This is a genomic window from Pontibacter sp. LHS1, from assembly GCF_058932855.1.
In genome coordinates this window covers 17,442-44,180 of sequence record NZ_JBZYWF010000018.1, presented here as the reverse complement: position 1 = coordinate 44,180, position 26,739 = coordinate 17,442, and the positions used below count along the sequence as shown (strand labels likewise).

The 26,739-nt window shown below is 50.0% G+C and carries 21 protein-coding genes and 1 pseudogene; 6 read left to right on the top strand and 16 right to left on the bottom strand.

Annotated features, from left to right (window positions below; genetic code table 11):
- Nucleotides 1-5: 5 nt before the first annotated feature.
- The 4 genes from AC5FXQ_RS20825 to AC5FXQ_RS20810 form a co-directional block, all read right to left on the bottom strand.
- Complete coding sequence (locus tag AC5FXQ_RS20825; protein ID WP_493604341.1) at nt 6-1,295, bottom strand: relaxase/mobilization nuclease domain-containing protein; 1,290 nt, start codon at nt 1,293-1,295, stop codon at nt 6-8.
- Complete coding sequence (locus AC5FXQ_RS20820; RefSeq protein ID WP_493604340.1) at nt 1,283-1,672, bottom strand: plasmid mobilization protein; 390 nt, start codon at nt 1,670-1,672, stop codon at nt 1,283-1,285. Before AC5FXQ_RS20820 ends, AC5FXQ_RS20825 begins: the two co-directional genes overlap by 13 nt.
- A 136-nt stretch (nt 1,673-1,808) precedes the next feature.
- Complete coding sequence (locus AC5FXQ_RS20815; RefSeq protein WP_493604339.1) at nt 1,809-2,747, bottom strand: DUF8464 domain-containing protein; 939 nt, start codon at nt 2,745-2,747, stop codon at nt 1,809-1,811.
- A gap of 63 nt (nt 2,748-2,810) precedes the next feature.
- Nucleotides 2,811-3,413, bottom strand: a complete 603-nt coding sequence (locus AC5FXQ_RS20810; protein WP_493604338.1) for a LytTR family DNA-binding domain-containing protein — start codon at nt 3,411-3,413, stop codon at nt 2,811-2,813.
- 459 nt (nt 3,414-3,872) lie between these two features.
- On the opposite strand from AC5FXQ_RS20810, the gene AC5FXQ_RS20805 reads away from it, so the two are divergent.
- Both AC5FXQ_RS20805 and AC5FXQ_RS20800 read left to right on the top strand, forming a co-directional pair.
- The gene (locus AC5FXQ_RS20805; RefSeq protein WP_493604337.1) at nt 3,873-4,448 is read left to right on the top strand and encodes a Crp/Fnr family transcriptional regulator; all 576 of its coding nucleotides are present in this window, start codon (nt 3,873-3,875) and stop codon (nt 4,446-4,448) included.
- Between the two features lie 272 nt (nt 4,449-4,720).
- Complete coding sequence (locus AC5FXQ_RS20800; RefSeq protein WP_493604336.1) at nt 4,721-5,029, top strand: hypothetical protein; 309 nt, start codon at nt 4,721-4,723, stop codon at nt 5,027-5,029.
- Between the two features lie 83 nt (nt 5,030-5,112).
- On the opposite strand, the gene AC5FXQ_RS20795 is transcribed toward AC5FXQ_RS20800, so the two are convergent.
- The 6 genes and pseudogenes from AC5FXQ_RS20795 to AC5FXQ_RS20770 all read right to left on the bottom strand — a co-directional run bounded on the left by AC5FXQ_RS20795 (nt 5,113) and on the right by AC5FXQ_RS20770 (nt 12,092).
- Nucleotides 5,113-5,790 (bottom strand): RagB/SusD family nutrient uptake outer membrane protein, encoded by a 678-nt coding sequence (locus AC5FXQ_RS20795; RefSeq protein WP_493604357.1) that lies wholly within the window; start codon nt 5,788-5,790, stop codon nt 5,113-5,115.
- A gap of 63 nt (nt 5,791-5,853) precedes the next feature.
- Nucleotides 5,854-6,471, bottom strand: a pseudogene (locus AC5FXQ_RS20790) (RagB/SusD family nutrient uptake outer membrane protein); the annotation flags it as partial.
- A gap of 20 nt (nt 6,472-6,491) precedes the next feature.
- A complete protein-coding gene (locus AC5FXQ_RS20785; protein ID WP_493604335.1) occupies nt 6,492-9,692 on the bottom strand; it encodes a SusC/RagA family TonB-linked outer membrane protein in 3,201 nt (1,066 codons plus the stop codon).
- 231 nt (nt 9,693-9,923) lie between these two features.
- Complete coding sequence (locus AC5FXQ_RS20780; RefSeq protein WP_493604334.1) at nt 9,924-11,276, bottom strand: TlpA family protein disulfide reductase; 1,353 nt, start codon at nt 11,274-11,276, stop codon at nt 9,924-9,926.
- Between the two features lie 94 nt (nt 11,277-11,370).
- Complete coding sequence (locus tag AC5FXQ_RS20775) at nt 11,371-11,604, bottom strand: hypothetical protein (protein ID WP_493604333.1); 234 nt, start codon at nt 11,602-11,604, stop codon at nt 11,371-11,373.
- 125 nt (nt 11,605-11,729) lie between these two features.
- Nucleotides 11,730-12,092, bottom strand: a complete 363-nt coding sequence (locus AC5FXQ_RS20770) for a hypothetical protein (protein WP_493604332.1) — start codon at nt 12,090-12,092, stop codon at nt 11,730-11,732.
- A gap of 551 nt (nt 12,093-12,643) precedes the next feature.
- On the opposite strand from AC5FXQ_RS20770, the gene AC5FXQ_RS20765 reads away from it, so the two are divergent.
- The gene (locus AC5FXQ_RS20765) at nt 12,644-12,877 is read left to right on the top strand and encodes a helix-turn-helix domain-containing protein (protein WP_493604331.1); all 234 of its coding nucleotides are present in this window, start codon (nt 12,644-12,646) and stop codon (nt 12,875-12,877) included.
- 31 nt (nt 12,878-12,908) lie between these two features.
- Here the strand turns inward: AC5FXQ_RS20765 and AC5FXQ_RS20760 are convergent, their stop codons facing one another.
- The gene (locus AC5FXQ_RS20760) at nt 12,909-13,766 is read right to left on the bottom strand and encodes a HEPN domain-containing protein (RefSeq protein WP_493604330.1); all 858 of its coding nucleotides are present in this window, start codon (nt 13,764-13,766) and stop codon (nt 12,909-12,911) included.
- An 835-nt stretch (nt 13,767-14,601) separates the two neighbouring features.
- Here AC5FXQ_RS20760 and AC5FXQ_RS20755 point away from each other — a divergent pair.
- Entirely contained in the window at nt 14,602-16,416 is a 1,815-nt protein-coding gene (locus AC5FXQ_RS20755) for an ATP-dependent nuclease (protein WP_493604329.1), read from the top strand.
- A 90-nt stretch (nt 16,417-16,506) separates the two neighbouring features.
- Nucleotides 16,507-18,297, top strand: coding sequence for a hypothetical protein (locus AC5FXQ_RS20750; protein ID WP_493604328.1), 1,791 nt, complete (start codon nt 16,507-16,509; stop codon nt 18,295-18,297).
- Nucleotides 18,298-18,355: 58 nt separating this feature from the next.
- Here AC5FXQ_RS20750 and AC5FXQ_RS20745 read toward each other — a convergent pair whose 3' ends face one another.
- From AC5FXQ_RS20745 to AC5FXQ_RS20730, 4 genes are all read right to left on the bottom strand, one after another.
- A complete protein-coding gene (locus tag AC5FXQ_RS20745) occupies nt 18,356-19,153 on the bottom strand; it encodes a hypothetical protein (protein WP_493604327.1) in 798 nt (265 codons plus the stop codon).
- 79 nt (nt 19,154-19,232) lie between these two features.
- The gene (locus AC5FXQ_RS20740; protein WP_493604326.1) at nt 19,233-20,210 is read right to left on the bottom strand and encodes a peptidoglycan-binding domain-containing protein; all 978 of its coding nucleotides are present in this window, start codon (nt 20,208-20,210) and stop codon (nt 19,233-19,235) included.
- A 63-nt stretch (nt 20,211-20,273) separates the two neighbouring features.
- Complete coding sequence (locus AC5FXQ_RS20735) at nt 20,274-20,654, bottom strand: hypothetical protein (protein ID WP_493604325.1); 381 nt, start codon at nt 20,652-20,654, stop codon at nt 20,274-20,276.
- Between the two features lie 5 nt (nt 20,655-20,659).
- Nucleotides 20,660-22,210 (bottom strand): esterase/lipase family protein, encoded by a 1,551-nt coding sequence (locus tag AC5FXQ_RS20730; RefSeq protein ID WP_493604324.1) that lies wholly within the window; start codon nt 22,208-22,210, stop codon nt 20,660-20,662.
- Nucleotides 22,211-23,407: 1,197 nt separating this feature from the next.
- Here AC5FXQ_RS20730 and AC5FXQ_RS20725 point away from each other — a divergent pair.
- The gene (locus AC5FXQ_RS20725; protein WP_493604323.1) at nt 23,408-24,352 is read left to right on the top strand and encodes a hypothetical protein; all 945 of its coding nucleotides are present in this window, start codon (nt 23,408-23,410) and stop codon (nt 24,350-24,352) included.
- A 1,571-nt stretch (nt 24,353-25,923) separates the two neighbouring features.
- Here AC5FXQ_RS20725 and AC5FXQ_RS20720 read toward each other — a convergent pair.
- A complete protein-coding gene (locus AC5FXQ_RS20720) occupies nt 25,924-26,619 on the bottom strand; it encodes a hypothetical protein (protein WP_493604322.1) in 696 nt (231 codons plus the stop codon).
- Nucleotides 26,620-26,739: the final 120 nt, after the last annotated feature.

Below are 26,739 nucleotides of genomic sequence, written 5' to 3'. Positions count from 1 at the left end.
AGGAATCAGTGCTTTTTGAAAAGACGCTTTTTCTTTTTTCTGTTTCGTTTCAACTGGTGCGGCACGTATTCACCCGGTGGTCCCGCCTGGAGCATTGCGTCCGAGAGGTCGCCTGCCCCGGCTGGCGGGAGAGCAGGGGCAGGCCTGTGCTGCAGAAAAGCAGGTATTGGTTGCCCTGGTTCCGCAACCGACCGCCTCGCCTGCCGGAGGTGTAAGGATTGCTGTAAACCTGTATCCGCTGTGTTTGCCTCACAACGGGCCAGGACAGCCTGTGCACTGTAGCCCTTCCCTAGGGTGCTGCCGTTGAACACGCAGCGTGACCGATGGTCGACATAGGTAATCCCGTACACCCTCCCCGCTTCGTTCTGGCGGAGCACCAGGTGCATGCCGTCTTTCTCGAGTACCTGCCGGAGTTGTTCCAGGGAGCTGACAGGACGGCGCAGAGCGAGCTCCACCCGCTGGCGCACTGCGTTCCGGTGGGGCAGGCGAGCCGAAGCGTTTTCCGCAAAACGGCGCTCCAGGTAGGCCAGCGTCGGCCTGAGGGAAAAGTCACTTGCCTTGACGGGTACACCGACTTTTCTGCCCTCCCCGTCCAGAACCCGGTACACCAGGCCCCGGCTGCGGAAGGTGCGGGAGTTTTCGCTTCCCCTGTCCGCCGCTACCCGGTACAGACCGAGCACGGCGTTAAGCTCTGGCAGGGAGGAGTAATGGTAGTGCGGCAGCACGGAGGTGAGCACCTGCTGGATGGCGCGCCTTGTTTCCGTGCGTCCGTACTGCACGATACGAACAGGAGAGAGCGTTTGGGCAAGGTTCCGCTCCCGCCGGTTTGCCTCTGCCTGCACCAGCCTGAAGCGCTGCTCGATTTCCTTCCGCGCGATTTCAGATTGCCTGCGCCCGATGTTGTGCATGTCGATGCGGCTGCCATCGGCCCTTACTTTCACTGAGACCAGGTGGAGGTGCGGGTGCCCTGCGTCCCGGTGCTGGTAGACCAGGAAGGGCTGCTCTCCGAAACCGATCGCCTCCATGTAGGCACAGGCAATCTCCCGCAGCCGCTCATCCGGCAACTGCTCGGAAGGAGCGAAGTTCAGGGAGATGTGCACGCTGTTGCGTGTGACGCGCTCGTTGAGGGCGGCCTGGTGCAGCAGCAGCCGGATCCGCTGCTCCCGGGTCAGGTGCTCCGTGTCTTTCGGATAATTAGCTGCCAGCAGGCAGCTGGCCACGCCTTCCGCCACTTTCTGCTCGTTGTAGTGGAAGATGCGGCGGATGGAGGAGCCCGTTTTGATTACTGCAACCATTGGTCGGCGATGGAATTGAGTTGATGCTTGATTGCTGTGACCTGGCGCTGCAGCTGGTCACGCTCTGTTTCCCAGGTGAGCAGCCAGCCCCGGAACTCGGAGATCTGGTGGAGGCTGTGTAGTTTTTTTACCGCCTGGTTGAAGTTGATGCCCAGCCGGCTGAGTTCGGTCCGCAGGCGGATCATCTCTGTCATGAACTCGTCCAGTGACTGGTTGCGGTAACGCACCGTGATGGGCTGTCCGAGCAGCTTGCGTCGGGCAAACCGGCTCATCTGCCGGCAGGTCGTCTGCCGGAACTCCCGGTCCAGCCGGTCATATTCTGCCGGGGTGAGGCGCAGGTGCAGCCACCGGGTGCGCTTGTCTTCCTGTTCTGTCATATGCTAAAAGCTAGGGTTTGTCAGTCATTCAAAAGCACCGCCCACGACTCCGGAGTGCAGGCGGCAAACTGCGGTTGTGATACAACCGGACATCTTGCCGATTGCGGCAAAGCAGGCAATCCGGCGTGGCGGTGGCTCAGGGAGAAAGGCTTTTCCGCCTTGCCCGCCGCTGCTCCAGCCATTCGCTCAGGTCCTTGCAGGGGGCATACCGGGCGCTTTCATCCCGGTAGCGGGGTGAGTAGGAAAGGGCGAGCTGTGTCGAGTGACGGCCGGCGGTGTCCCGGTCCAGCCAGAGGCGGATAGTCTCGTGCCTCTCCAGGCAAGCCCGCGCCCGCTCAAAAAAAGCGAGGGAGTTCAGTACAAGAAAGTTGACCGGATGTGCTTCGCGCGCATGCAGCTGCCGGTAAGCCAGAAAGTCCATGAACCCCTCCAGCACGATGACCTCCCGTCCCCCGTTATCCCGGGTGGAGAAGGTTTTGGGGGAGCTGGAGGCTTTGAAGGAGGGCGTGCGCAGCTCATAGCCGCCTGCATCGTTGGGAAAGCCGATGGCCCGGTACTCCCGGCCGCGCAGGGTGTAACGCACTTCCCGGCAGTAGGTACGGGCCAGTGGCAGGGAGATGCCTCTCCGGGCCAGGTAGCGGCAAAGAAACGAAGCCTGCAGTGGGCCCTCCGAGAGGATCCGGATCTTACCCTCCGCCGTCTCCTCCTGCTTTGCCTCTTGGGAGGGGAGTGGGAGTCTGGACGGCAGACAGGTACCCTCCTGCAGTGTCTGCAGGAGTTCCCGGACACTGCAGTCGTGGTAGCGGATCCCGAAATCCACGAGGGTGCCCCCGCACCCCAAGCCATGGTCATACCAGCGGTTCAGGCTGCGGTTCACTTTGAAGGAGGGCTGGAGTTCTTCCCGCAGGGGGGAACGGTACCAGTAGTCCTGCCGGCTTATCCTGGCGGGGCGGTGTCCCAGGCGCTGCAGGTAATCCACCAGGTCGAAGGAATTCGCCTGGCGGCAGGTAAGGTAGTGCTGCTGCATGGTGATCGGTGTTTGCTCTCCGGGTAAGATAGCAAAGCGTAGGGGCATTGGCCCCACCTCCTCAAAATTGGTGGGGGAAGGGACCGGTATTGCCGGGGGCTTACCACGCAGTCAGCATGCCATCCACTTGCGGAAAGCCGGCGCTTTGCCCTGGCTGACGGTGACGGTATCTGAAAGAGGCGGTTGCAGGGTCAGAAGCAGTTTACCGAAAGGTGCGGACTGGTAGCTGACGCAGGCCCTGCGGTGGACGATCAGGCGCCGGTTTACCTGGAAAAAATGGCGCGTGTCGAGCTGTTCCATTACCTCCCGGAGGGAGTGGGGCAGCAGATACTCCGTTTTGTCGAAGGTGCGGAGCAGGGTGTGCCGTCCCACCCTATAAATACAGCTCACCTGCTCTACGGGTATTGACAGGTACTTGTCTGCCGACTGTGCCATCAGAAAGCGGCATCCCGGGGCAGGGGACTTTGTGGTGGTGGCAGTACCTGGGGAGAGGGCAACGTGTGATGTGACAACCCAGGTGAGCATACTCCCGGTGAAGAGGGAGAGGAGCAGTGCCGTGGCAGGAAAGGTGTCTTCCCACCTGGTAAAGAGCAGGGTGAGCAGCAGGTGGCATGCCATGGTAGCCGGAACGATGGCCCACCAGTGCGGGGGAAAGGGGGTGGGCTGGCGAAGAAAGGAGGTCAGCCATGGGCGATGTGCAGAACTGTTCTTCATAGCGATTATGGTTTAAGGGTGATAGAAGGAGCGGATTGTCGGTGAGCCGGCTGTAAACTGCCGGGCTGATCTGGAGATACATACAGGAGGGGGAGGCAAAAGGATATAGGGGGCTGATGAAAGGGTAGTGTTCAGTTTACTTGTTTATAGTAATATTTGCATGAAAACGACCTGTTCCCGTCCGCAAGGGGAATATGGCTGTTTTACCTTGTGTTATAATAGGCAGAATCGCTCCGGATTCCCGGAACGCTGGCCGGGATTTTTCCCATTATAATCTTCCGGTTTTCCCCGGACTTGTCAGAAATCAAACTGTTCTATCCTGGTCTGGCCCTCAACATATTGCCTTACGGGGCAATGTGCCCGTCAGTAGCTTCCCCGTCTTCTCCGTTCTGCTTGTACCCGTGCCGGATTCTGCTCTAATTAAAGGGTGTATTTTTATTCCGGAAGAGCAATACACCTATGAAAACAGAAACACTTTTCAAGACCCTCGATGCCTATTATCCCTTAGGGAATGACTTCAGAGAGGCTCTGTCAGGCAGCATCACCTGCCAGCATCTGCCGCGGGGACACCTGCTGCTGCAACCAGGCAGCACCCCCCGCCATGCCTGGTACATCTGCAGCGGCGCGGCGCGTGGACTGGCTTATGATGAGGTAAAAGAAGAGGAAGTGACGATGTGGTTCTGGCAGGAAGGGGAGGTGATGGTGGCGCTGGACAGCTTCTGTCGCCAACAACCCACCAGCTTCAGCATTGAACTGCTGACCGACAGCGAGCTGCTGACAGTCTCTTACCGGGCACTGGACCGGCTGGCAGCGCAGGTGCCGGGTTACCGCCTGCTTGAACGCTACATCATGGAAGACTACCTGCTCCGCATCTACCGGCATTATTACGAGCGTACCAGTCTGCCGGCGCAGGCCCGCTACGAAAAACTGATGGCCGAGCGTCCCCAGCTTTTCCAGGTGGCCCCTATCAAGACGATCGCCTCCTTCCTGGGTATGTTCCCGGATACGCTGAGTAAACTGCGCTCCGGAAAGTAGGGCGCTTACGGATAAAGGGGATCAGAAGTTTCTTAAAATACGGGTGATTTCCTGTTCTGCAACAGAAAAATACAAAATAAGCCCTCCTACCTTTGGATCATACCATCAGAAAGGAGGTGCACCGGGAAATTACCAGCATAAGGATGCTGCCGGCCGCGAGGCGACCGGATAGCGCAGGGGAGGCCGAAAACCTGTCGCAAGAGTAGGCATTGTAACGTTTATCTAACTAAAGTTTTTCGCTTGCTTTTTGATCTATAAAAGCATCCACTATTATGAAAAAGTATATGTTGAGTTTAGTGGCGCTGTTGGTGGCTGTGGCGGCCATGGCGTTTACGAATGTGGCAGCGCCTGCGAAAGTGGCCGAAGAGGAGCCGGTGGCGGTGCAGTACCAGTTCAACGGCACGGACATGAACGAGGTGTACAACCTGCAACGCTGGTCGGAAGTGACAGGAAACGGACCATCCTGCGGTGGCGGGGATCTGCCCTGCGTGGTAACGATCGACAGCGGCACGCTCGAGGATTGGCTGGACGAGCGGGACGAAGCCAGAATTCTGGAGGATGCCAGCTCCCGCAAGCCGTAAAGTCGGCTAGTACATGAGAAAAGGCCCTGTACTGCGCTACTTAAGCGCAGTACAGGGCCTTTTTGTTTGTGGCTGGTGCCAGGCTAGCGGGGGTTCTGGGGCATACCCGACAGCTCAATCACATCCTCAGGTATGGGGAGTGCGAAGCGCGGGTCACGGGCCGGAAGGGCAAAGCGGTCCTCCCCGACTGCCCGTTGCAGCGAGATACCAGCCCCTGCCGCGTTAAGGCGCTTGATGTCCATCCAGCGCAGCCCCCGCATCAGCAGCTCCTTCCGGCGCTCTCCGAGTACCAGCTCCAGCGCCTGGTCCGGGCTTTCCGCAGCCAGCGGGGTAAAGGTTCCCGCTTTCCAGCGGGCGGCCAGCAGCCGGTTGAGGTCCTCCATGGCTGCCTCCGCCTTGCCGTTGCGGGCGCGGGCCTCCGCCCGCATCAGCAGCACCTCGCCTGTGGCGATGCCCGAGAACAGGTTGTTGTTTCCCTCAAAGCTGCCCTTGAAGCCATAGGTGTCGTTGCCGTTGCTTCTGAACAGCACGGTCTTCCGGAGGTCATCCTCTGCGTAGGATACATATAGCTCCGGGGCAATCTTCCCCCTGCTGACGGCCAACGGTGCGGGAATGTTGATGCTGCTGCGGTACACGATCTCGCGGTTGGACTCCGGCACCGGGTAGGCGGCGTTCGGGTTCAGCTCGTTAAAATCCAGCAGCGTACTGTAAAGGCGGAGGGAGGAATCCGCGTAGGCCTCCACCAGGGTGTGCTCCCCCATGGAGAGGTAGGCCCGGGCCAGCAGGCCGTAGGCGGCGGCGCGGGAGGCCCGGATCGGGTGGGGCGGTGTGGGGGGCAGCAGCGCGGCGGCCTCCTGCAGATCCCGGAGCAGCTGGTGGTAGGTCTCCTGCAGGGAGGGGCGGACGGACTTCGTCTCAAAATCTGTGCTGAGGCGCAGCGGCACGCCCAGGGCTGTTCCCGCCGTCGCCTCCTCATAGGCGGGCGACCAGATGACCGCTGCCTGCAGGACGGACTTGCCCCGTACAAAGAGCGCCTGCCCTTTCACGTTGTCATAGGCGGTAGCATTGCCGGGCGTGCGGTCAATGCGGGGAAGCGTCTCCAGGACGGTGTTGGCGATGTAAACGGGCCTGTAGGCGTACAGCCAGTCGTTTGAGCCGCCGGGAAAGAGATTATCTTTCTCCCAGACGTGCATACGCCGGAAGGGCTCGTTGAGCCCCGCCCAGTCCTGCTCGGTGAGGTAATAGTTGTCGGCGCTGACCTCGCCGGCGCCCGGGTCACTGTCGTTGATGATGTTGGAGCGGTCAAGCAGGGCCTGCAGGTCTGCCAGCGTAGAGGGCACCACCTGCTGTTTGTTGGGCTTTTCGTCCAGGAAATCCCGGCAGCCGGTTGACAGACAGAGGCCTGCCAGGGCAAGGAATACGGTTAGATATTTGGTTATCATCTGTGTAAAGACTTAAAAAGTTAAAAAGATGCTTTCAGGCCCAGCGAGTAATTCGGGGCGGGGGGCAGGGCGTTGCCGCCCAGCTGGAAGTCAGGGTCGATGCCCTGCTTGTTGGCAGTCCACAGCAGTCCCAGGTTGCTGGCGCTGGCATAGGCCTGGAGGCTGCTAAAGGGCAGCTGCCGCCAGCGTTCCTGCGTGAAGGTATAGCTGGCCGAAACGTACTGGAGCCGCACATGATCACCCCGTTCGACGAGAACTTCCGATCCGGCGTAAAACGTATCGCGGCGTGAGCTGGCCGGGTAGGGCAGGGAGGGTACCTGGCTGTGGGCTTCATCTCCCGGCTGCTGCCAGCGGCGGGCATAGTCGCGGTGGCCGATCCCGTTGCTGTAGAGTGCATTGTAATTGATGGACTCCCGGCGGAAGAAGTAGCCGAGCTTGTAGTTGATGCGGGCCGTGAGCGAAAAGTTGCCGTAGGAGAGCGTATTGCCCAGTGAACCGAATAGGGTGGGCAGTGCCGAGCCGTGAAAGCGCAGGTCAGTTACCTGGGTACTGGGACCGGTCAGCAGCAGGTAGTCCTTGCTCGGCTCTCCGTCCGCAAAGCCCATCGGGTCGCCTGTCTGCGGGTCCAGTCCGGCCCAGCGGTAGGAATAGATGGCGTAGACCGGCCGGCCTGGCAGGGCTGAGATGGTAGGCACAGAGGTGACAAAGCTGCTGCCGTTGAGATTGCTCAGGTAATACTCCGTCACCTCGTCCTTCGCCCGGCTCAGGTTCAAATGGGAGGTCCAGCTGAAAGCCCCCGCCTGCAGGTTGCGGCTGTTGAGCTCCAGGTCAAAACCCGCCCCCTTCATGCTGGCCGCGTTCTTGAGCACCGTGGAGCCGACGCCGGCCGTGTAGTCCACCAGCGCACGCCCCAGCAGGTCTGTGCCTTTTTTGCGGAAAAAGTCCAGGCTGCCGGTCACGCGGTCGTTGAGGAAGCCGAAATCCACGGCCAGGTTGACCATGCGCGTCTTCTCCCAGCGCAGGTAGGGGTTGCCGTAGTTGTCAAAGACGGCGGTGGGCGTCTGAATATAGGAGGAGGGAACCGAGTAGAGCATGGTGGAAACGGCGGTCCGGCTCAGGTCGATGTTGCCGCTGTACCCGTAAGTGGCCCTCAGGCGCAGCGTCGGAAGGAATCCCAGCCCGTAAAACGATTCACCGGCCAGGTTCCAGGCGGCGCCGGCAGACCAGAGCGGGTTCCAGCGGTCATTGGCCTCAACGCCGAACACGTTGGAGCCGTCCTGGCGGGCACTGGCAGAGAGGGTGTAGCGGCGCTTGTAGGTATAGGCGGCGTTGCCGAACACGGAAACAAAGCGCTGGAGGCGCTCGCTCAGGCTCTGGCCGTTAGGAATCAGGGCGGTGCTGCCGTTCACAAAGGTCGGGTGGCGGTTGGCGTAGTCCACAAGGCCGAAGGTCAGGTTCTCCTGGCTGTAGCCGTAGAAGAGGTTGCCGCTGCCGGAGGTGCGGGCCTGGCGTACCTCCGCTCCGGCCAGAGCGGCCAGTTCGTGGTCTCCCCAGGTGCGGTCCAGGTTCAGCTGTGCCCGGCCGTTGTGTGCTTCCAGCAGGCTGCTGTGCTGGTGCAGGATGCCGCCTAGCGGGATGGCGCGCACCGGCTCCCCCGTATCGGGGTCGAGGCGGGTGTAGAGGTTGACCAGGTGGCGGGCGGCGTAGCTTTCGGTATTCTGTAGGTGCCCGGTAGTTGTGTGCTGCCGCTGGTACTGGTAGCGCAGGGAGGCCTCCAGCCCGAAAGGCAGGCGGTAGGCGAGGCTGGTACTGGCCAGCAGGTCCTGCAGTTCGGTCGTGCTGCGGTCATGGTGATGGAAGCGCAGCGGGTAGAAATTCCAGTCCAGGAGTCTGCCGCCCCCGGCAGTTTCCTTCCAGGTCTGGCTGTGGTCGCGGGGCATGGGCAGCGGGTTGCCCTGCTCGTCTGCGAAGCGCTGGTAGGGGTACATGCGCGTGCCGCTGAAACGCTGGTCCCCGTAGCCCAGGCGGCCGCTGCTGCGCTCGCTCCGTGTCAGGTAGAGGCCCGTGCTCAGCTCCAGCCGGTCCGTGAGACGGAAGGTATTGCCGGCATTCATATTAAGGCGTCGGAAGCCGGCGTCCAGCTGATCCCGGTTGCGGTCATGACCCGCCGACAGGTGCCAGGCGTGCTTCGGTGTTCCCCCGCGCAGGGAGAGGCTGTACTGCTGGTTGAGGGCGCGTTGGTACAGGTGCCTATCAAACTCTTCGCGGATATCGTACTGGCGCCAGGCCTGCAGCTGCGCGGCAGCCTGCTCTTCGGTGACGGCCCCGCTCTGGCGGCGGCGCAGCAGCTCCACCACCGGGGAGAGGGCGGGCCTGCTGGCTGAGTTGATGCTGCTGTTATAGTAGCCACGCCCGAAGAGCATCTCCTCCACATCAATGTAGTCGGCAGTGGACATCAGGGGCAGGTAGCCCAGGTCCGGCTTTTCCCCTACGGTGAGGTTGGAGTTGAACTCCACGCGGAGGGGCTGCGCAAAGCGGCCCTTTCTGGTCGTGATCACGACCACGCCGTTGCCGGCCCGCGCCCCCCAGATGGAGGCGGCGGCCGCGTCTTTGAGCACGGTCACGCTCTCCACATCGTTAGGGTTGATGTTGTTGAGGTCACCCTCGTAGGGAAAGTTGTCCACGACGATCAGGGGATCTTTCGGTCCCTGGATGGAGCTGAGGCCCCGGATGATGAGCCCTCCGCCCCCGAGGGTGCCCCGGTTGACAGTCAGGCCATTGGCCACCGACTCCAGGCGGCTGATCACATCGGGCGTGACCTGCTCGCTGAGGCGCTCCTGGCTCACCCGGGCGAAGGCGCCGGTGGAGCGCTCGGGCGGCAGCTGCTGGTAGCCCGTGGAGACGAGCACCTCGCCCAGCTGGCCCGCCTGCTGTTCCAGGGCGATGACGAAGGGGCTGGGGAGCGGGGACGGGAGTGAAAGCTCGCGGGAGGCGTAGCCCAGGGACTGCACCTGCAGCACTGCGTCCGCCGGGAGTCTGTTGAGGGAGAAGAAGCCGGCGGTGTCGGTGACAGCACCCAGGGTGGTGCCCTTTACCCGGACAGTGGCACCCGGCAGCGGGACCCGGTCCGCAGCGGCCACGACGCGGCCGCGGACGTCCTGCTGAGCCAGCCCCCAGAGGGGTAGCAGCAGCAGGGAAAGCAGAAGTAAACTGTTTTTCATCTGAATTGTGGTTTAGGTTTAAAAAAATCTTCAAGTGTTGTGCTGTGTCGCAGCGACTTGTATGGAAAAAATAAGCGGAGGCCGGGGCGACCGGCAGCGGCGGCGGGACTGGGTGCCGCCTTCCGGGCTCTCCCCTTCGGACTAACCTTAAACTATTCTGAACTAATCTATCACCCCGGGGAGGCTGCCGCCCGAACAGCCAGACGGGCCCGGCCGCCCCGGCCTCCGCCTTTACTCTCTTAAAGGGGACGTTTCGCGCAGCACAAACACGGATGCTTTGCGCCGGGCGGGCACCAGGTCCAGCCCGTAAGCCCGCAACTGTGCCCGCAGCGCGGGCAGGTCCGTCAGGCTGCCTGTCAGTCCGATGTCCACAGGGCCGCTGTAGCCGGTGTCGTCCACCACCAGCAGGGGCAGCGTGTTGTTGCTGTTGAGGCGCGCCACCAGCGCAGTGAGGGGCAGATTTTGCAGGGAGGGGGCGTTGCGGCTGTAGAGCCTGTTTGCCGGCGCTCCTCCTTTGCTCCGGAGCCTGTCTTTGCGACCCTTACGCACCAGCCGCAGGCAGTCCGTCTCGCGCAGCTCCAGGGCCGCCCGGAAGCCCGAGTAGCGGTTCAGGTCCTCCAGCAGCACACGGTAGGGATCCTGGTCGCTGTCTTCCGGGAGCAGCAGGTCGTAGGCGTACGTGTGGCGCGCTTTCCACTCAAGCGGCGCCAGCGCGGACTTTTCGGGGAAGAGGCGGGAGGAGTCGCTGATTTCCAGTACCAGCCCCTTGGTGCCCAGCTCCGGGTAGAGGTGGCGCTTGGCGCTGGTGTAGAGCCCGAGCAGCGACATGTTGGCGGCTACCAGGCCGTTTGGCTGACCACCGCTCTGGCGCTCCTGTAGCCGGGCGGGGCCGTCGTCCACGGTGCCCTGCAGCAGCGTGGCGTAGTAGCGGGCGGCCTGCGGCGGCAGCCCTTCGGTTGCCAGCAGGGGACGGTCCAGATCCAGGTCGGGGCGCAGAGAGGGTGGCATTACCCCTTCCCTGATCGCCCTTTCAATGTTACGGGGGGTAACCTGCTCGGCGCGGGTAATAGCGCCCACGGTTCCGTCGGGGCCCACCCAGACAAAATGCGGGATAGGCTTGTGCGGGAAGAGCCGGATCAGGCTGGTATCCTCCACCACGGAAGGGAGGCGGTAGCGGGTGCCGTCTGGTTTGCGCCAGCTGTCGAAGAAACCGGTAACGTCATCCTTGTTGTCGCGGGCGGCGGTGTAGCTGACCAGCAGGACCTGCAGCTGCCCCTCGTAGGCTGCCTGCAGGGAGTCGAGCAGGGGAAGCGGCTGCCGGGAGGCGCTGCACCAGGTGGCCCAGAAGTCGAGCAGCAGCAGTTTGCCGCTGAAGTCGGAGAGGGTGGCCACGGCTTTGGGGTGATTGACCAGCTGCAGGGGCAGGTGCTGCGGCACCCGTTGCCCCACAGCCAGCCCCTCGGCTGCCGGTGGCTGTGCCCGGCAAAGGGAGAGCAAACTGCCCGGCAGCAGGTGCAGCAGGAGGAGGATCAAAAGGAAAAGTAAAGGCATGAAGGGGCCCGGAAGCCATTTTTTCAGAAACATGGACTTAAAAAATTATAGTAAAACGATAAGAAAAGGCGTGGTTTGCTTCACAGAAGCAGCCGCCGTGTCAGCCTGGCTCAGCCGGCAATTAGTCTCAGCCCGGGGAAAACCGGTACACAAGGGCCAGCAGTTGTTCGAGGTGCCCGCAGAGGGCTAGCTGGCGGTCCGTCTCCTCACCGGGTGGCTGGGCAGCCAACTCAAGCACGCGCGGTTGCAGGCACTGCCAGAGGGCGGCCTGCGCCTCTACGTAGGTATAGGTCTGGCAAAAAGCCTGCAGGGCCTGCTCCGGCGTTTTGCCCTCCATCAGATCGGTATGAAGTGTTGTCATGGGATTTATCTTGTTTTGATGCTTTTAGCTATTGGTTGAAACCGGAAATCCGTTCCAGGGCGGCGGGTGGCTTGCATGGGGTACACCGAACTGCTCCCTGGCTTGCCCTGTGGAGGAAAACAGGGCTATTCCGGCGGGCATACCACCAGCATCCAGTTGGGGGAAACGGTGGCGTGCAGCATGTCGAGGGCGGCGGCCAGCGAGGTATTGCCGGGTATAGAGGCTTCCGGTACGGGGGGAGGCGTGTTGTTTTCCCCCGGCAGGTCATGTAGCTGATATACAGCTGAAACAAGCGTTTTAAGATCTTCATAAAAAGCGATAAGCTCGTTGTTCTGCAGGCCGGGGCTGGTGGCGCGGCTGTCCTTCAGGGCCAGGATAAACCATTTCCAGAGGCGTTGCTGGGCCTCGGCCTGCGGGTAGCGGCCGCAGAAGTCCGTCAGGGCTTGGTCGGGCTCGGAGAGTTTGAATTCAGGTAAGGTGTAGGGCATGGTGTTCATGGGAGCAATCGGTAAAAATGAAAGAATAGGGTTCCTGCTGACTCCTGGTGGGGAGCCGGGCATGCCGGGGAGGGAAAAGGGGACGGCTGCCCGCACAGGGCTATGATAGCCTGTGTTGGCGGGGCAGCGACGGGGAAGTGTCAGCTCACTCTGGTGGTGAGATCAGGAGGATCCAGTTGTGGATGCCTGGTGTTGTATAGGGAGAAGCCGCCGCAGCGGGCTTCATATATGGCAAAACAGAAAAGGCAGGGTGAGACAGGTGCCAGGCCAGCAAAGGCAGGCGCAGCAGCAGGAAAAAGTAAAGCGCGGGACTCCCGTGGACATTACTAAGGCTTGAGAACCTGCCGGTCCATGCCAAAGGAGTGCCCGCACTTACTGCTCTTACATATGGTAAACCTGTTGTCATCGTCTCTTACACTAAGGTTCTCAAGCTTAGTAGTGGAGACTATAAGTATTGCTTTTGTCTAGTAAAAATAGACAAATTATTTGTTTATACCAAAAATGGTATAATATTTTTCAAAGGTTAGTATGACTTTCACCAAGTGAAAAGATATCTACAATTTGAGAAAGCAATTGGTGAAAAAATTAAGGAGCTAAGACTAGAGAAGGGATTGTCACAGGAAGATTTGGCTGAGCTCTTAGAGATACAACAGCATCAAGTATCTAGGTTAGAAAATGCGACTCACCATTTAAAAGTTTCGGATATTATTTCAATTGCACATGCTCTTGGCTATGAACCCAAAGTATTTTTTGATATTCCAGTGCAAGAAGGTTAACAAAAGGTACACACTATAATTTGATTTGAATTTAGCGGATATTAGATATCCTTTCGCTACAAATTTTCCTTACAATAGAAGAAGCTTTTTCAACCCTAGTATGTAAAGCTTCAATGCTATGTATATCAATTGTAAAGCTTGAATTATATCTGGCTTCCAAATATCCTTTCTTTAGCATTGCGAAGAGTTTATTTTCGTTATCATTTTCTGGTAGTGGCGAGAAAATACAATATAAATCTTTAGAGTAGGGCTTTGCATATTCTCGAAGTATATTTAAGTTATGTGTTTTGGGTTTATAACCACTAAATACAAGCAGTACTGCGCTATAAAAGTTTTCCATAGCTTGATGTAAGTAGAAGGTTACTTTATTAAAGCTATTTCTTTCCTTAGCATTTGTAGCATCAATTAGAAACTCACACCCATTTTCAAACCACTGATTGAAGTTATTTTGAGCCAACAACTTAACTTTAGTTGAATCTAATATTTTAGGTTCTGAGAAAAAGCTCTTACCTGCATCGAACAGGATTATCCCCTCTTTAACGATATCAACAAAAAAGTACTGACCGTTTTCTAATCCTTCATTGACATAGTCAATAGTGTGAACAATCGGATTAACAGGAGTGTGATAACGCCAACTGTTCACTATCTTATCTTGAGAGACATATTCTTTTTCTTCACGAGTAGTAGTAACTACGAGCACATCAAAGTCACTTACATACTCATACCGAATGCCATCCTCCGTGTACTTATCTTCTACCCAGTCACCACTTGCATAGCTCCCAAAAAGAATTATTTTCTCAGCATTGGGTACCTTCTTCAGGATTAAGTCCTTCAGTTCTAAAATCTGGTTTTTCTTGTCTTCAGGAAGGTGTGAGAGGGTTGTTTTCATTTGCTATAACATAGGGTGCTATAAAAATACAGATAATGCCGGAGAAACGGAATAGGCATGTGGCAGGTCGTTATCGTATTCAGTTTTACATCTGAAGGATTTTTAAGTACACAACTCTTTTAAAAGACCATTGCGTACAGTATCAGATCTTTAAAACTGTTTTAAGTACTGATTTTATATGCTTATGTGAGGCGGTTCAGTTTTTTCGGATGTAGGTTGAGCGGGGAGTACAACTACATCTTTTTCGTATACCTGTACATCGAATACCTGAGTTTGTTCTTTTAAACTGCCTTCCTGAATTATCTGATACCGATGTGTGACTTCTCCGATTATTGCGGAAATATCCCCATTCTGCCTACGCTGTACAGCAATGGTATCAATGTCGCTGTAGAAGAGCGGTTGGTAGCCCTCTAAATGTAAGCTATCGTAGTGGGCGGTGATTTGCTCTTGGATTAATAGCTTTGTTTGTTTTGCTCGGTGTTGATCTGAAGTACAACTAATTAAAAAAGAGATCAATAGGGGTATAGTTAATTTTATCGTTGCTCGCATTATGGTGATTTTAGATTCACTTTTAGGTATGCTTAAGTAAACATTTCCACCCTTGACTATTACTCCTAGACTAACCTCGTAATAGAAAGCAGAATTTATATGGCATTAATAAATAACTTCATGCATCATAGCAGAATTTCAGTAAAAGTCTAAATTATTCTGTATGTGATTTTTCACATACAAAATCAAAGTTTACCACAAGATAATTATAATAATTATTTATATATATTGCTTATTCAATGAATAAATATTCAAACGAGTGGAGAGCAATTAATAAATGTATTAGATGGCAAAGACTACAAAAAGTACGACAAAGGTAAATGAGAACGATGAAGTAATTTTAACTATGCAAAAACCTAGGCTTGTAAAATTACTAGTTAAAAATTTTAGGTGTATTGGTTCACAAGGTGTAGAAATAGACTTGGATGAAATAGTGGTTCTTGTTGGCCCAAATAATGCTGGTAAAAGCTCATTGCTGAAGGCTTACGAATTAGTGATGTCAGAAGGTTCTAAGGAAGCAGACCTTAAATTAGATGATTTCCCTAACAATGAAATTGATGATAAGAATCTCCCTCAAATAGAGCTTCACACCATTGTGTATGATGAAAGAGTAGGTGAACAGTGGATAGAGCAAACAGCTGAAGGAGAATGGCTGGTGAAAGAGCGGTGGACTTGGGAGAATGTGGGAAAGCCAAAACGTCAAGGTTGGAATGTGGCTTTAGGCAGTTGGGATCCCAAGAGTTTTCCTTTTGGTCCTGCCAACATTGCTAACCAGCGTAGGCCTGAGCCTCACAAGGTTAATGCATTTGACAATCCAGACGTTCAAGCTACGGCTATAAAGAAGCTACTGATGGCCGCCATAACTGAGCGTGTGAAGAATCTACAGGCTGCTCATGCAGAAGAAAAAAATGAATACCACCAGCTATTAGATAAAGTTCGGGAGCTTCAGAAACAAATCGTTGATGAAGCGCAGGAGCAAATTGATAATGCAAATGCTGATCTGTCAGAGCTGATATCAAAAGTATTCCCCGGTTATAAGGTTGATTTTGACGCAAAACCTGAGAATGATATAGAAAAAACGCTTAACCTTTTTAAAGCTGATGCAGAGCTTCTGATGGGGCCGGCAAACGGCCATTTAAGTACGATTGATAAACAGGGTAGTGGGGCAAGGAGAACACTCCTTTGGACAGCATTGAAATATATTTCCGAGAACAATCAAAAAATAGCAGGGGATGGCACGCCTATCAGACCACATCTTTTATTGTTGGATGAGCCTGAAATCTGTTTGCATCCCAATGCAATAAGGGAAGCATGCAATGTGCTTTATGATTTACCAAGCTCAGGAAACTGGCAGGTGATGGTAACTACTCATTCACCTATTTTTATTGACTTCTCAAGAGACAATACCACAATCGTACGGGTAAATAAGGACGAAGACGGCGATATACAAGGGACTACTGTTTTTAGACCTTCAAAGGCTAGACTTGATGAAGATGACAAGAAGAACCTGAAACTTCTAAACTTATGCGATCCCTATGTGGCAGAGTTCTTTTTTGGTGGTAAAGTCATCATTGTAGAAGGAGACACAGAGTATACAGCTTTCAATTATATTAAAGCTAGTAAGCCTGAGGAGTATAGAGATGTACATATCATAAGAGCAAGAGGCAAAGCAACTATAGTTTCTTTAATCAAAATTCTTAACCATTTTGGCACGAGCTATTCAGTGCTTCACGATAGCGATACTCCTCTTACAAAAAATGGTGACAAGGCTAATCCTGCTTGGGGTAGTAATCCTAACATACTGGCAGCTATACAAGCTAAGCCTTCAGGGATTAAGGCAAGGTTATTAGCTTCTCTCCCAAACTTAGAACAAGCATATTTTGGTGAAGCAATATCTACAGAGAAGCCTTATAATGCACTAAAAACTATTTCTGAGGATCCTGAAAAGTTTAGAATTATTGAGTGTCTTCTTCAGGCATTACTTAATCATGAAGCGCCAGTACCGAATAAATGCACTGAGTGGGAAACTATAGAGGAGTTGCAGGAGAAATTGGAACAAGTCCTACGATCCTCGGATAGTTTGCTTAATCATCTCAATTAGATTTGATGGAGACAAAACCATCTAACCCTCCGATGGTGGTGTTCTCCATCCCCTCAATTTTGGTTAAATTTAGACACCAGACCAGCAAGTATGGCTAATTTACTGACTCAGATAATATTAAATGATAACGCGTATATTTTCAAAAAGCAACCAAACTTCAGACTTTCTAAAACTTATGTGAATAATCTTTTCAGAGAAATATCTTTCCGTAAGACAGGAGGCTATCTGCTTAAAAAGGAATATGCACCTGATACTATTAACCAAAAAAGTTGTAATTGGGCATTCTGCGTATTTAAGTATTCTCACAAACCTAGCTTCTTAGTTGAAAGAGTTAAGGGTTGGGATGAGACAAAACTAGCATATTTCTTAATAGTAGATTATGGAGACTATATTGCTCTGTCAAAAAAAAATGTAACAGAATTGCGATCATTTCTGGAGAATTTAGAGCAACTTGATTATAAAACTTTATCCTCAGTTTTCATTAATGATGATACTTCGTTCGAGAAGTTTCAAATGAAGAGTACAAATTTTTCGGATAAAGCAATTAGGCAGAAAACATTAGAAGCTGTTAACTTAAAGGATTCTTTTAGTGCGTATGGGGCGAACTCCTATGTATTAGATGCGCTGAGAATAAATAATGATGATGAAAAGCTTTCTATAGCTCTAAATACGTCTAGGATTAATAGTATTAGTTCTAAGAACCCCGTACAAAATTTCATTCTGTGGTCTATCAAAATGATCGACAGAATTAATTCACATCAGGACAAAACAACTTTTTTGAATGTATTTTCTGAGCCGATAAAGTTTGAAACATACAGAGATAATTTAGTGCCCATATCTTTCCTCTTCGACTTTAGTAAGTTATTTGGGGATTTTGAAAATAATAAATTCACAGAAGTTAAGTACTCTGAAAGGACTCTAGATAGAGAAATTCTTTTTAAAAAGATCGCTGGTTTAGAGCGCCTTTGTAAGGTGGTCAGAGATCCTGAATCAGGTGAGTATAAAATTGTGAATCCAAAGATTAAAGGTTTAACGTTAAGATTTAATGATAAGTCAGTTACAGTCGCGTCAGATAAATTCTCCAAACTAAAATTAGTTAAGGAGAATGCGCAGGATCAATCTATCTTAGCATATATAAATCAGCAGAATAGCTTTTTGATAAACTTTGAGAATATTGAGTTAGTTTATACTAACAGAAAGCTTTTCAGAGACAATAGACTTCTAGGCAATATCGATCACTTTTTAAAGATATTTATTCCGTATGCTGCTTTAAATAACGTTACGAGTGAAAAGGGGAGCTTTACCGGTGCATCTAATGCATTTCAGCAAGATTCCGTTTTTGGATTTGTTGAAACCACCCTTACAGCGCAAGCTAAATATTGCTTTTGTGATGACTTAGGTACGGAATGGGCGGACCATGTCGCCTTATTTGAGGATAGATTGGCGTTCTATATTTCGAAGTATAATACGTCAAATTTTTCCGCTTCCAGTTTTCAGGATGTTATAGGTCAGGCACAAAAAAATATTGGGAATCTTTGCCCATCGGATTATCAATGGAGTAGTAAGCAATCTAAGTGGAATGGGAAATATTGTCTTGATAATATAACAACGCAGATATCCCGATTAAGATGCGGGGACACTGTGGACAATGGCGTCGCCTATTACAAGAAGCTAACATATCAACCTAATGTCAAGAAGCAGATTTTTTTGGTAATTAATTTTATTTCTAAGATCGGGCTGACGGAAAAATTAGAACTATTGGAAAATGGACAAACTTTCCGAGAAAGAAATGAAGTTATTCAAATTCTCTGGTTTATATCGTCCCTTATCTCAAGCTGCGCAGAACAAAATGTGGAGGTTTACATTTGCTGTAAGCCATAACCCGCTCTAATCAGGTGGTGTATCGGGTCGGTGTACTTAAAGTAGGTGCTGAGACAAATCAGACAATCCGAACGATAAAATGGGCATCTTTGGTATCTTGGTTTTCGATAAAAAGGAAATTTCCCTTCGGGGCAAGTCTCTTGATAGGGAATTTGGTTTCGTGGGTGGGAGTGGTATCGTCTTGAATAAGGATTTTGTTTTCGGGAAATGAAGCGCCATTTTCTACTGCTTGTATTAGGATGGGCGTTCCTGTGATACTTGTTGCCTGTTGCCCGCTGCCTGGTGTATAAAGATCTGCGCGTAGGAGGCGTAGCTTGGTTTCTCCTTTATTGTTTATGCAAATTTTTAACAGGTCATTTATGTGCGCAATAGATACAGACACAACCTCACCGGGGCTCAATCCATTACACTTAAAGGAAAGCTTAGCCTTTTCCCGGTCCTCCAGGTAGACCCTGTCATAATACACGATAACCCCTGTTAGGACAGCGGCGGCGGTAAAGTACAGGATCCTGGAGAGCAGGGTGGTGTCATTAAACAGTTTCACCAGATTGCCTTGAGTTAAAAGCGGAAGAAGTTGTACGGCAACTGCACCAGTCACAAAGGAGGAGAGAAGCTGCTGCGCTTTCGTGAATTTTTCTGCCTCATTGTTATAGTGGCTGTGGGGAGAAACCAAGATGCCTATAATCCAGCCAAGCGAAATGCCGGAAGCTAGGATCGCAACGGATAGTAAATCATTTGGCTGATGCTCCAGGATTATAACTGAAGTAATTAATGATAATAATAAGACCAAGCCTATTCCTTGCCCGATCAAGGTGGACTTGTCCTTTTTCTCGAGCCATTCCATGACTGTATTCATAGGTACATAATTGATTTATGAAAGATGTTTATTCAGAAAGAATGAGGCATACAGCACATGCCCAGCTAAATCCATGTGCTTAATGCCAGTTTAACCCGAATACCCGGTTGCGCTCGAGCCAGGGCGGTGTTGTTTTTACTTTCGCTTCGGGATAAATTTTAAGCAACTCCTCCCCAAAGGTAGATTGGCCGCGCACCAGGTTTCGCTCGTACTGGAAATGCCACCACTCGGCGGCCATCATGCCAGCATTGCCCTGGTAGAAAGATTTACGGGCCTTTATCCTTTCAAAGCCATGGAGGGCAAACAGGTCGGTGAGATCGAGGAAATGATCTTCCACAGGTCTGTTTTTGTTGGGATTGCGCTGGTTGTATGTAACTATATTCTTGATCTCCCTGATTTCCGGCAAGTTGATTTTGCCAGGCTTATCCTTTTCATTTGGCCTCCAGTTTTTACTGCATCTTGCAAAAACCCGGTGGTGGCCATGGTTATCTTCCTTCTGGACGATATATGCGTCTTTTGACGGATCCACCATACCCGTGTATATCTGCAAATCCAGCGCGAGACCAAGATAATGAAAGGAAACGGGGCTTCTACTGGAAGTGACTTTTGCGTTCAGGTCCCTTATTCCCCCTGAAGAGGTAAGAAGCCCACCCGCTGACAGCACAGCCTGCCGCACCGCATTATAAGCTTCGGCTGCATCGTTCCGAAGAGACAAATAGGCATAGCCGTTCAACATCGGATCCGCATTGACCCTGCTGAGCCAGTGTTTGGAAGGAGTGGTAGGAGCGAGATCAGTGTCCACCGAACTGAGTTCGCTGACCCTGGCCAGGTAATTTTCCTGCAGGAGCTTCATCGTCTGGGGCCCTACAACCCCGTCCGCGTAAATCCCCATGCTGTTCTGAAAGTCCAGGACCACGGCCTCCGTTTTTGCTCCAAAGTGACCATCAGCTTTGAGAGGCTCTACTTTGCCGTTAGGCTTTTTGTATTGGTATCCTAAAAAATTGAGCCACTCCTGGACTGTTGCCACTGTGGGATTCCTGTCGTTAAGTCTCAACATGATACATTATTTTTATGATGATGTAAAATGAAAAATGGACTGAAACTAACTAGATAGAAGATTCTAAGGCAATTTTAGCACGGTCAGGTGAACTGCGCCTTTATTATTGTTGTACCAGAATCCGGGTATATCATTGGCATAGCAGAACAGTCTGCCAGGGGCTAAAGGTGTAAGTGTGGTTAAGGAACCAATTAGGAAAGGCTCACCGGCCTCTATTCGTCCCATCAGCGCAAACCATGGATAAGATGGGTGGCGCCTGAAAAATTTAAAAGGTGCCATGTACCACTTTTCAAACCCGTCGGGGGTAGAAGGGATACACAAATCTATCCAGGTTCCTGTTGCCTCCAATTTGTAGGAGGATCCTCCTTCCAGCTGAATCCCGGTATCGAAGTTCTCCTGGTTCGCTGGAACCTGTACCGTGATACCTGTTGTAGTGTCTCGCATGCCCTTTATCCCTCCAGGTATGCTGCAGGCCAGGCCTCAGCCCTGATGACCAAGTTGCCGGTGACAGTCTTTCCACTAAGCAAGGGGATGATCAACTGACCATCCTTTTCCCCTAAGGTAATCCAGCTGTCATCCCAATTCGAGATTCTGGAGAGCCACCGGTATTCTACTGTATCGGCTTCGGCATCGCCGGAGATATCCCGGAGCCTGATTTCTAATGTTTCACTGTAAATCGTTCGTCCGTCGTAATGCCTGTCCCAAAGCAGGCGGTCCTTTACATGGTATTCTACCACTTTCAAGGCGAGTTGGAAATGGGAACTCTTGGAGCGGGAAAAGCTCAGGTTTGAGTTCAGGAAAGCTGTGTGCAGGTGTATCCCGCGTTTTTTCTGTGTGAGATCCTTCAGTTGTTCGGCAGTCAGGCGCCGTGCATTTTCGGACGGTTTCTGGACACGCTGGTGCAGGTAAGCCAGTGCTCCCCTGATGGAAAAATGGTATTCGAGGTCGTAGAAGGCACTGATACGCGGATCGCTGAGCGAGGTATGTACCTGGAGGTCATGCATGTGCAGGCTGGCTTTTATATTTCCAAACAGGAACCGGTGAAGATTTTCATAGCTTTCATAACTGTTTACTATTCCACGGACACCGGAATGGGCACGGTGCACATTAGCATAAAAGCAGGTGTTCTCCTCTGTATAAACCCCATCCTTGGGCCTATTGCCGGCTACGATATAAGCATTATCCTGGCGGACCAATCCGTCGCTGAACCCACCCGTCAAATGGCGGACACCACTATAAGATTCATGGTCGCTACCGATGATACAAAGGCAGCGATCTATGGGGAAGCCTGAGTCTCCGAGGCTGTGCAGGTCGTGGTGAGGCTTGAGATTCAGGTAGTTGCGCATCCGCTTAGGGTCCAGGAAAATACCGGCATTATAGGGATTCATGGTTTGCCCAAGAAGTCGCTCAATGGCATCGGGCACTACTCCAAGGTCTATGCCTCTATGTGGTGTTCCCATGGTCACCAAACGGTGAATCCAGGATTTGGGATCCTTGCCATTCTGGGGCATCAGATTCTGAATCACTGTCCGGCAGACAAGGCCGCCCATCGAGTGCGCTACAAGAATGACTTTAAAATCCTGATCTTCGGGGCCGAGGTCCACGCCACAGTCATTTTTTAACTGATGCGGTATGTGCGTTGTGATGAGTTCGTATAGCTCCTGCGCATGCTCCTTGATGTCCCGTACCTTCCCATTTAAATGATCTCTGTCATAAAACCTGCAAATCCAGACACAGCGTGCAGGATCCTCTGAATTAACGTTTCCTTGGTTAAAAGAATCATGATACCCGTGGTTCTTCATGAGACGGATAAACTGCCCCTCGAAAATATCGGCGAGTAGATATCCCTGATCCGAGGGCGAGCCTTGCCTCTTTTCAACAGAGGTGGTGGCAAAGCCATAGTAGGCATCGTGAAAGTTATCTTCTCTTTCCCCTGTGGTCATTGCATAGCCCCTCACATAAATGATAGGGTAGTAGGGAGGGGTGATTTTCTTTGACATACAGATACGGTTTTGATTTTCTGACTTTCAAGAAGAGTGAGGAATTATAGCTGCAAGTGTTCTCTTTCAAATCACGTTTGGTAGGTAACACCGAGTAGTGACGATGAACTTTTTACAGTGAATAGGTTGAGTATAATATTATTAAATATTAAAATAATATAAAAACATTTTCAGGTATTTATTTTGTTGGCCTACCGGGCAGATGCAGGTAGAAGCTTTGGTGCAGGTTTATAGAACTCACTTTTGTATTGATGCTAGTATTTACAGTGGCCCGGTTTTTCAGGGGAGGTCAATGCTGAAACGACCAGAAATTCTGAGGGCTGGTATTGAGGTCGAAGGATTCATCCTGAAACGCATTAAGCCCGAAGGCAATTAGTGTCACATATTTTGGAAGAACCGTTGTGATCAGCCTTTCTATCTGCTTGTCAGCGGCGTCTATAGGAAATCAATCTACAAATGCCTCTTCTGTGTCCTGCCAGAAAGCCTTGCCATAGGTAGGGTTATCCATGTCCAAGGGGTGTGTAGCCTTACTGACAGGTGTTTTACATACAAACTTAGTTCAGATAAGATTACTCTGTTTGATTACTGACACTAATGACAAGAGGAAGTATTTAGAAGATGACCAGTACTGGAAATTTACGGCAAAGGGAGAGGAGTTGATGCTGCATGTGAAAGCCTTTTTTACGAATAAAGAAGTCAAAGGGGCTGTGCGAATAAGGTTGATTGGAGTCATAAGTGGAGGGCAGAAGGGATTTATATCGCTTGAATATTTGGTAAGCCACAAGGCTTTTTAGAACAGAGCAGGCCTTATATTCCATTGGCTATAATACAATAAGCTTCACTTTCGGCATATTAAAATTACAAATAATTATCTTTAGGAGTTAACAGCAGAGTTTTCAGTCAAATTGATATTCCCTGTACTACATAACCTGATTAAATAAGACATTGCAAGAATACCTAAAGAATTTTAAGGCGGAAGATGTGCTTGAGTGGCTAAAGGAGGCTGTTGAGTTTTTGTGAAAGCCCGGAGTTTTTATTTCACGTGTAATTAATAAGCCCCGAAAGGATCTGGTAAACCAGTATGTTTTTTACATAGTAATATACAGCGGTATTTTCGTCTTGTTCGGGGTGGGGGTGTCGGCGAAGGAATGGGTGAAGCCCTTGCTTTTTAGCTTGTATCTTTCAATGCCAACCTTAATGCTGTTTATTTTAGTGACAAGAATTTATGGCAAGGGTTATTTTGAAAAAGTATTCTTTTATGTGTTAACCTACCAGTTATTATTCACACCGTTGATTGTTCTGGCATATGCAACTTATTTAAATACTGAAGACTACTTTTACGGGTATATTTCTTCCCTATTGACCGGGCTTTCGACTTTATACTTGGTTCTGATGCTGGGATTTGCTGTAGAAAGCCGAAGACCAACGGCAATCAAGATATCAATTACCAGTTATTTAATCCTGAACGTTTTCTATTTTGGCGCAAGCAGGCTGAATATTGATCCTTACGGAAAAGACAGTTCGCAAAGCATTGACCCGATATTCCAGGAATACAGGGACCTCATTGAACCCTTGGACTTCAAGGAGCAAATGCCAACATCCAGGCTAGCCATTGTGTACAATGGAAAGGTCACTACTTCATTTGTTCTCCATAATTCTATATTTGATAAAGTTGGAACGGGAGACAATGCTTCAAATCAAGCTTTTATAAGAAAGGTGAATAGGGCATTGGACTCGACTAAATCATCAAGAGAAAGTCTTGTCTATGACAGGAATAAAAGAATCTCTGAATTATGGGTGGAGTATCTGGAAACTCTTACAAGGGAGGCAGAATTTGTGATTAAAGATACTGCAGAACTTAGAAACTTAAATGCAACCAGAATAGACTCACTGAAAGATTCAAAGATTGTTATGTATAGGTTAGGAATTGATGTAGGGAATCTAGTCCAGAAACAGATGCCGTTAAAATGGTACCACAATTCTATTTTAGAAAACCATAACAGTACCGCCTCAGTGTCACAGTTTTTCTACATAGCTACTTTCTTCCCAGGACACCTGCTTGATTATCTTTACAGAGATTTTATACTGCATGAATACGAGCCTAAGCCTTATAGAGAAACTTTTGCCCCCTTTGATGAATAGCATGGCAGGATTAAACAGCTGATTATTCAAATGATATTCCCTTAACACTATTGTTTTCTAATGGTAGTAAAAGAATCATCTGCTGATACCATTAAAGTTGATTTGATGCATATGTTGTCCTGGCTAATAATGCCAGGGAAATTGCTAGGGTTGAATTAGATACTATAAGTAAGAATAAAGAAGTTCTTCAAAGTATAGAAAAGACAGAGAAACAGGAAGGAAATCTAGAAGATAAAGAGTTAGAAGATGACACAGATAATCAAATAGAAATTGGAAAAGATGATCAAATAGAAGTTGAAAGGGATAATCAATTAGATGATAAAAGAGATGATCATAAACATTTTAATTAAATCCCTCGTACCCTTTATTGATTTTAATTAAGTTTATATTAATTAACAAGCTTGAAAACTTGGTGTTTCAGAATACCCTAGGTTGAGAAATTATAAAGCTTCTGAAACGTTATAAGCGGCTTTAGAATAATATTTAAAATTCTAAATATTTGATTAAATATCTGGATTTAGATGTTTAGAATGCTTTTATGGAAGATTTTACAATTGATGGAAGTTTGAGTAATTTACCAGGGGAAATAAAAATTAGATGTGAAACAGATAGGTTTTCCCTTCTATTCATTCCTATTTATATGAAGCGCTAAAATCAAGATGAATATATTTTGAATGATATCCAACTGACTGTATCTATCCCAAAAGGATATAATAACTTTAGGGAGCATTTATCAAACATGGAAGTGAAGATAAATTGGAGGGTGGTTTCTAAAAATTTTGTAATTCTTTAATTGAAAGAAAAAAGATAAAGTAAGGGAAAGAGGAGATTATGTCAGTTCGAGGAGAAAATTTAGAGAAGAACTTTTTGAATGAACATAGAAGCGATACCCGAAAAAAAAAAAAGCCCCGCTACCTGATGTACAGGCAGGGGGCAGGTGAAAAACTTACTGCTAACCGCAGCTTTGTAAAAGAATGACAATGAGTGCTATCAGCAGCGCTGCTGCTAAGCACAATCTGATGAATTTGTCCATCATAATTTGCTGGTTTTAAATTATACTTTATTTATCCTCCTGTCAGAGTTAGATAAAGTTACGGACTAGCATACTTTTGGTTGGCAAAATTTAAAGGGCACTGCTTGCAGTGCCCTTTTTATATTATTTTTATTTTATGTAATTAGCTGACATACAGCTTGAATTAGGTATTTGTGTAGATGTATTCTTCGAAAAGTGACAACGTTAGGTGGTTGCTTTTCTAGCCATTACAAGTTCTCCGCCCTTTGATTTTAAAGATTCGCTGTCATGTGCAATGGGTAGAAGTAGGAATAGCTGGCTGTGTCACGTTTGGCATGCCGTAAATTCTACATCCATTGTTATCAGATGCGTGCCTATACCTGCTTTCTACGGGATCAGGGCTCCGGAAATCCTTATTCTTGGATAACCTATCTACCCAAGAAGAAACTCCTGCTAAATGAACTGCCGTAGAAATGTAAAAACTTGTGCCAGAATGTAACTGAGAGGAATAGGCCAGCATCTTTATTTCATCTTGTTACTTTTCTTTGTCCCGATTAGCTTACAGTTGAGATTCTTTCTCGAGCTTTTGAAACGCAAGTTTCTTTTCTCTTCTCTCTTCAATTTTACCTGTAAAATACAGGAGAGACAACACCGAGAGAAGTTGCAGTAGTGCATTTGCTATGTAATTCCATGTCCACGAACCAAACAGCATATCGGGGAGCAATTCGAAAGCCTTATAGTGTAGGTAAACAATTGAGAGGACCAACACTGTAAATCCCAACGCCGATACTATGCGTTGCATTACGCGATCGAGATTGCTATAGAACAGAATAACAGGCACTAACAACAGGATAGATAGCAGGTATATGCCAGCAGATGAAATCAGATGCCATGATTCGTTTCTTGCAGGCTTGCCGCTCGTAGTAACCTCTATATCATCTTTATGGTTATCCGCTGAAAATAAATCCTTCATAAAACCTGCCACGTAATCTCTGCTGGTTTTATGTGCTAAGACTTCCTCTCGCAGCCTGAAAAGTGCCTCTTTGGAGCCAGGAGCAAGGGAATCATCCTTAATCAGCTCCGTAATGTTCCGGGCATTATTCACCCGGCTATTAATGGCGTAATTGTAAGAAAAAGAGAACACATCATCTATCAAGATGAGGAGGAGCAGGCTGACAACTACTACAGAAACGCGCGTAGTGATGTGCTTGCTGTTGTCACTGATGTAATCCAGAAATCTGTCTAAGTACTCCAAGGGTAAAAGGTAGCTTTAGATTTGCTAATTATTATGTTCGTATTCTTAAGCATTATGTAGGCAGGCTTAGTTGGTCTGCTTGATTAAAATGCCTGCTGGGCTAGCTTAGTTCTTTACTAA